The sequence below is a fragment of the Pelotomaculum terephthalicicum JT genome, from assembly GCF_022410535.1.
Taxonomy (GTDB): domain Bacteria; phylum Bacillota; class Desulfotomaculia; order Desulfotomaculales; family Pelotomaculaceae; genus Pelotomaculum_D; species Pelotomaculum_D terephthalicicum.
On the sequence record NZ_JAKNBL010000071.1, the window covers coordinates 1 to 6,559 of the forward strand.

Here is a 6,559-nt window from a genome sequence, read left to right on the forward strand (position 1 = left end):
TTAATATATTCCTTTAACCTACCTGTTTATATTTGGGTCATTCATTCAACTACTCTTATATTATTATTTTTCCACCAGAATTCTTGACTCTACCGGTTTTTATTAGAAAATCGCAAGCTTTTTGCATAGCCAAATTTATATTGCCACCGGTACGATTAAATCCAAATGCACGAGCGGTCGCCACGTATAAGCCATCCAATGTAATGCCGAAGCTTTTACTTGCAATTTGGAACATAGCTTCAGCAATCTCCTCGGTGCTTATATAATTAATTGGACGTCCGTTATCATACGGTTGTGGAATACGAACAGGGATATTGTTTGTATTCTTTACCCAACAAAAATTACCTTTACGTTCAACAGAATTATATAGTTTATTGTTTATCACATATTCAGCCGAGTTCCGTACCTTAACAGTTGCTTTCTGGTTTCCAAACAGACATGCTATTCTCTTGCAGAGGAGTTCAAAATGTATGGGATACTCCTTTTTAATAACATGACTGATCACTTTGGCAAGATATATAGTATCATCTGGATGCCTGTCAATTTCATATACATTCGCTTCTTGGTAATAATCAAACCCGTAAGGGTTATCGCCATTCACTTTATTACTGTTTGATTGCTCGACAGGGACTTCGACAGTCCAGAACTCATCATCAGGAACAAAGACATCCTCTTCCTCATTTTTATTACTAATATCAAATCCATCGTCCATATATTTGGACATTGCTTTATTTACTGCTTCAAGGAGTTTCTGTCCTTCTGTGACAGGGTCCTTAATCCAGTCAGTTGACCATATTCTGTATATTTCCCAGCCGATGTCTTCAAGCACAGTCTGTCGCAACCTATCACGTTCTCTCGCCGTTCTTGCAGAGTGATATGTCGCACCGTCGCACTCTACGCCAAGTACGAATCTCCCGTTTAAAGTCGGATGTTTTACCGCCAAATCTATGCGATATCCCGAACAACCCACCTGCGTAGCCACCTTATAGCCGTTTTTGACAAGAAAGTCATAAACTGATTCCTCAAAAGGTGATTCGACATCAACTGTATCTGAATATGTTAACTCTCTTTGCAGCATCTCAGCTCCATTTATAGCAAAATCCATATAGGAACGCAGCATCTTAACACCTTCAGAATTAGTACTTTCCAGCTTAATATCTGTTGGATAAATCGAACCAACAAGTTTTACATTGTATTTAGCTCTCGTTATAGCAACATTCAAACGACGGTATCCACCATTTCTACTGAGTGGACCAAAATTCATATATATTACACCGTTTGGGTCTTTGGCATATCCAATGCTGAATATGATCGTATCTCTCTCGTCACCTTGCACATTTTCAAGGTTTTTGATAAAGAAAGCATCTTCTTTGTCCTCGTTAAAATAGTTTTCAAACTCTTGATTTTGCAAACGAAACTGCCTAATCGCGGTTTCCACGGCCTGTTGCTGTGCTCCGCTGAATGTTACGACGCCCATAGAGCGGTTGGGAAACTTCTTGATTTGCTCAAATACCAATTCCGCAACCCTTTTTGCCTCATTGATATTGTTTCTCTTACCACCTCTGTCATATATACCATTTGGGACAAAGATATATTCGACACCGATGTCCGGCACCTTATCTATATGGGAGGGAAATGTAATAAGATTATAATTGTAAATCTTGGCATTGGAAAATGCGATTAGATGCTCATGACGGCTTCGATAATGCCACCTTAAAGTGCATTCCTGCAACACTGTAACAGACTCTTCTAGAATGGAATCAAAAGCGTCTGTATCTTCATATTCATCCTCATTGTAGTCGTCATTATCATAATCTCCATCAGATGTGGTTGCCGTGAAAAAGTTCGTCGGAGGAAGCTGTTTACTGTCACCGGCAATTATTACTTGAGTTCCTCTCATAATCGCTCCTACTGCATCCTCTGTGCATACCTGTGAAGCCTCGTCAAAAATAACTACATCAAACATGTAGTTATCGGCTTCCAAGAAAAGGCTAACAGAAAGTGGAGACATCATCAAACAAGGTTTCAATGTAAGTAATAGGTTAGGTATAGTCTTAAAAAGCTTACGTAGTGGCATAATCTTTCTCTGCTTATTGAGCTCTCGTTTTAGGATTCCGACCTCATCAACTGCTGATGTCGATCTATTTAAGTCCGGCAGTCTTGATACAAGGCGTTCTTTTACTCTCGATCGTGCAATTGAAAGCTGTGTTAAGTCCAGCTTGTTAAACTCACTTATAGTATCTTCTTGGCTACGGCGGCGGAAAGAATACACCGCTGGATAATTCGGCATAATAGCATCAAGCCAAAGCCTGTAAAAACGTTTCAAAAAAGCATCAACAATTAAAAGCCTATCAATTTTAATAGGCTCTATTTTTTCTATATAATCTGACAAACCCTCTTTTACACATTCTTCTCTGCAACCTCTAAAGTCAATCCACTCCTCCAAGGAATAGATGCTATTCAAACACTTTTCAACCCTTGTGAGTAAAGCGTAAATATCTGCGTTGAGAAACTCGTTTTTATTATCGAAGAGGTTAATATACCAATTCCATTCTTCAGAAATATCATTTAGTTTTTGCTGAAGTTTCCTCATACCATCAGCCGCTATTGTTGCCGAGGATGTTTCCGTGCATATTCTTTCTATGAAAGAGCGAGATAGTGCATATTTTGAGTTTAGCTTTTTAAAGTCACTCGTCCAAGTAAGGGAATTCAATATTGTGTCCCAATCAGTATTGATACCGTTAAAGAGGAATTGATAATTTGTTTTTAGGCTCTCGCTTTGGTTATCGATAGAACTGTTAATAACCTGAAGTCTATCGAGCTTTGTAAGGTTACTGATAGCATCATCAAACGTAATCGCTTTACGGCAATACTTTGTAATTATTTCGTACAAACTATCTAATGCTCTGAGGAATTCTAAAGTATCTTTCATCACCTGCAGTAATGCAGTAAGCTCAATATTATCAACTTTCAGTGAATTCGATAATACTCTATTTATAGTTACCATTACATCACTTTTGGCAACTATAGCCAACTTGTCATAAAACAGTTTTATTTCATCATTGTTTGCTCTATCTGTTAATAAAAATTCCCTTACCTCTTGCGGAAATTGCTCGTCTTTAAAATAGTTAATAATGGTCTCAAAATTACAGATCGCTTTTTCGAATAAGGCCCAATCAGTAAGGTCGCCGATATAATTGCGTCCGAAGAGATTAGTCATCAAATCTTTATTTTCTTCAATCCAGGTCCTCTTATCGGCTATCTCTTTGAGTTCATTTAATACGGAAATAATTATACTATCGTCTAGCTTCTTGGGAATATCATTAGCGAGAGAACGAATCGTATTTTTATCGGATTTATAGTTTTTATTAAAGACCTTGAATATCGAAGTATATTCAGTTTTAAATCTCTTCAGCATAGAGGAATAATCAATTTTTAAGATCCTCCTGTCGTACCTGCTTATTATTGTCTTTATAGCTATATCCAACTGGGAGTGTACCTCTTTCGCCTCAGCAAAAAGCTTCTTAAGAACTTTAAATTGATATGAATCAAACCATTCTTGTGACGGTCTGGGTTTTGACAGTATACAACCAAGCATCTCATACATTAAAATAATATCATTAAAAGTATCTTTTCTTTTAATTGCTAATTTTTCAGAGATACTTGTTCCGGCAGAGATGGCAATAGAAACTTTTTCAATTGCATTCTCTAATTCAGCGATTGTGTTCTTGACCGAAGATATTATCTCAGCATCATTATTGAAAGTATCACAATTTAGATATCGCTTAACCTTTTCCATAGCGTCCATAAAGTCTCGTTGAACACTACTGGCAGGCAAGTCCCAAAAGCCTTCATCATACATTTCAGAAAGCTCTTGCATTATTGTTTGAAATTCAGCTTTAAAATTTCTATAATTTTCCGCCTGATTAACTAGGGGTGAGATATCCTCTTCATATACCCAAGCTACCGGTACTTGGGGTGATTTTGCAGACAAATCCAATATCTCTATTAATTCATTTATAGCAGTAATTGATGGTCTTCTGTGGAGGTTTAAATCTTTGGTGATAGCCTCATATTCTTCCGCAATCGACTGAATTTTTGGTATTAATTTTCTAAGGTAGGTTTCTATATCATGACGCAACTCATGAGATACATTTGGCACATGGCAACTCCGCCAGGGATTGACATCATAATCCTCGCTCATCTTACCGATAGTTTTTGATAGTTCGTTGAGCAAATAAATATATTTATGCAATTTTTCCGGGGTTGTGCCTCCGACATCCTCAAGCGAAAATATAACATCTGGCGTTTCATAAAGTTTAGCCAGTTTGCCATTAATATCATATATTGATTTGTTAAGAGGCTGGCATATTGTATGTAACTCAGCATTATATCGATTTAGCTTTTCTCTTAGATTTTGAAGTAATTCAAGTTGATATAATGCTTCTTCTTGTAGTTTTAACTTATTTATGGTTAATGTTCTACCAAGCTCATGTAAAATCTCTTTTTTATTTGCTTTATGGCTATGAAGTGTTAAGCAAAAGTCTGCAATCCCGACTTGCGATAAACGCTTATAAACAACTTCAAGTGCCGCCATCTTTTCAGAAACGAAAAGCACCTTTTTCCCGTCCGCAAGACTCTCGGCAATTATATTTGTTATTGTTTGACTTTTTCCAGTTCCCGGAGGTCCTTGTAACACAAAACTAATGCCTTTTTTTGAATATAAAATGGCATCCTGCTGACTGGAGTCAGCATCTACTACCTGATATGTATCAATGGGTCTTGTGTTGTTATCATGGTCATAATTGTGATATTCTTCCGGCAGGTTTTTTACTTGGCCTAAATCACCGGATAATACCCTAAGGACTGAATGGGCTTCGATTTTGTCTTTGTTTTTATCCAGATCCTTATACATATTTATTTTCAAAAAGGACAGCAAGCTCAAGCTTGTTTCAAAAGCTACTTCCCACTTATTTTTAACAATAATCTCCTTAATGCTTTCAAGATATTCCGTAATATCATCTTCATGGCCGTCAAACTCCGGCAAATTAATACCGAAGTCATTTTCCAATTTATAAACCAATGTCGGATTAACCACAATTTCGTCTTCATGAAGTCTTAATACAAAAGGAGATGTTATGGAATTCAGCATAAGCGTGACCGGCACAAGCACTATGGGTGATACGATTATTTGCTCCGAATCAATAATCTCTTTCCACTTTAAAAAACCAAAAGAAATATAGAGAATATTTACACCTTGTTCTTCAGTGACAGTTTTAGCTTTATCTCTTAAATTTCTTAGTGTCTTCTGTTGCTCTTTGATTGTTCTGTTTGTTTCAATATCCCCATTAGAAAACGTTTCATAGGATTCCTTGTCAAGGTCATCATAACTTTCTTCAATTGGGTATGGAAACTCCAAGAGATCCTCGTTAATAACAAGCCTTGTATAAAGGTCAGCTAAATTGGGGGAAGTAATCTTAATGCCAGAACGTTTAGTCTCCCTGTAATTAATAAGCCTGTTTCTCTTTCCTAAATCGAGCAAGCGTTTTTTCCATTTATCAATACGGATATCAATAGAAGTCATAACCACACCTCTTTTAATCTGTAGCCATCCAATTCTTACAAAATAATATTTAAATTTCCAAATTATGTATTTTCACTATCATATTAGAATAACTAAGATATTGACGATGATCCGCAATAATTAATTGATTATATAGTATTTACTCTTACATTTCTTAATGTCAAATTTGTTAGCTGTTTTTTCAGTAGTGGATATCCAGTGTTTACTCTCATTCCCGTAAAATACTGGTAAACAATTGCTCTTCAAATATTATATTAGCAAACTGGAATCTCAATGATGCTCCTACCTTCCCCTAAAAAATATTCTATTCTTAGGGTAGTTTCCCTTTATATTTTAATTGGGGAGGCATTATTTTTGCATATTTTCTATATGTGGGACAATATTCGACAATAAACGACAGTATTATTAACTATTTATTTGTTCGATCTGCAAGCTTTCCGTCCAGCCTGCACCCCCCGGCTCCCCCGTGTGTAGAGGGGAGTAAGCGAAACTTACACACCTACAGGCTGAACCCGTCAATCGCCCTATCGATAACGTCCTGGTTAATTCCGATATACCGTAAAGTGATGCTCGGAGCCGAATGTTTAGTATTTCTTGAAGTTGGCGACGTCCTTCGTTTGCCTGTAGAACCAGTAACCGAAAGTCTTACGCATGGTATGAGTCCCAATCTCATTAAGGCCAACCTTCGCGGCAGCAGCGTTGATAATTTTATACGCCTGAACTCTGCTGATGGGATTACCGCCTTTCCTGGAGGGGAACAGGTAATCATTATTGCTCATTCCGGCAATGTACTCGTCGATAATACTCTTTAAATTGGCGTTTATGCGGAATCTTTTGGGCTTCCCGGTCTAGTAGTTTGTTAACTCTTAAACTGTGGATAAAGCCGCTTTAATTTGGTTCTTGCTTCAGCGGTCGTAAATTGCCAGTCAACACCTTTTTGATTTCTATTTCTTGCGGTTTCCCAAACTGCCAGTT

2 protein-coding genes are annotated in these 6,559 nt (G+C 37.1%); both read right to left on the reverse strand.

Features of this window, described 5'->3' with window-relative positions; all coding sequences use genetic code 11:
- Positions 1-55 precede the first annotated feature (55 nt).
- Positions 56-5,584, reverse strand: coding sequence for a DUF4011 domain-containing protein (locus L9W92_RS18245; RefSeq protein ID WP_240085171.1), 5,529 nt, complete (start codon positions 5,582-5,584; stop codon positions 56-58).
- Positions 5,585-6,168: 584 nt separating this feature from the next.
- Positions 6,169-6,408 carry a tyrosine-type recombinase/integrase gene (locus L9W92_RS18250; RefSeq protein ID WP_312038126.1) on the reverse strand — a complete coding sequence of 80 codons (240 nt, stop codon included), beginning with the start codon at positions 6,406-6,408 and terminating at the stop codon, positions 6,169-6,171.
- Positions 6,409-6,559 lie beyond the last annotated feature (151 nt).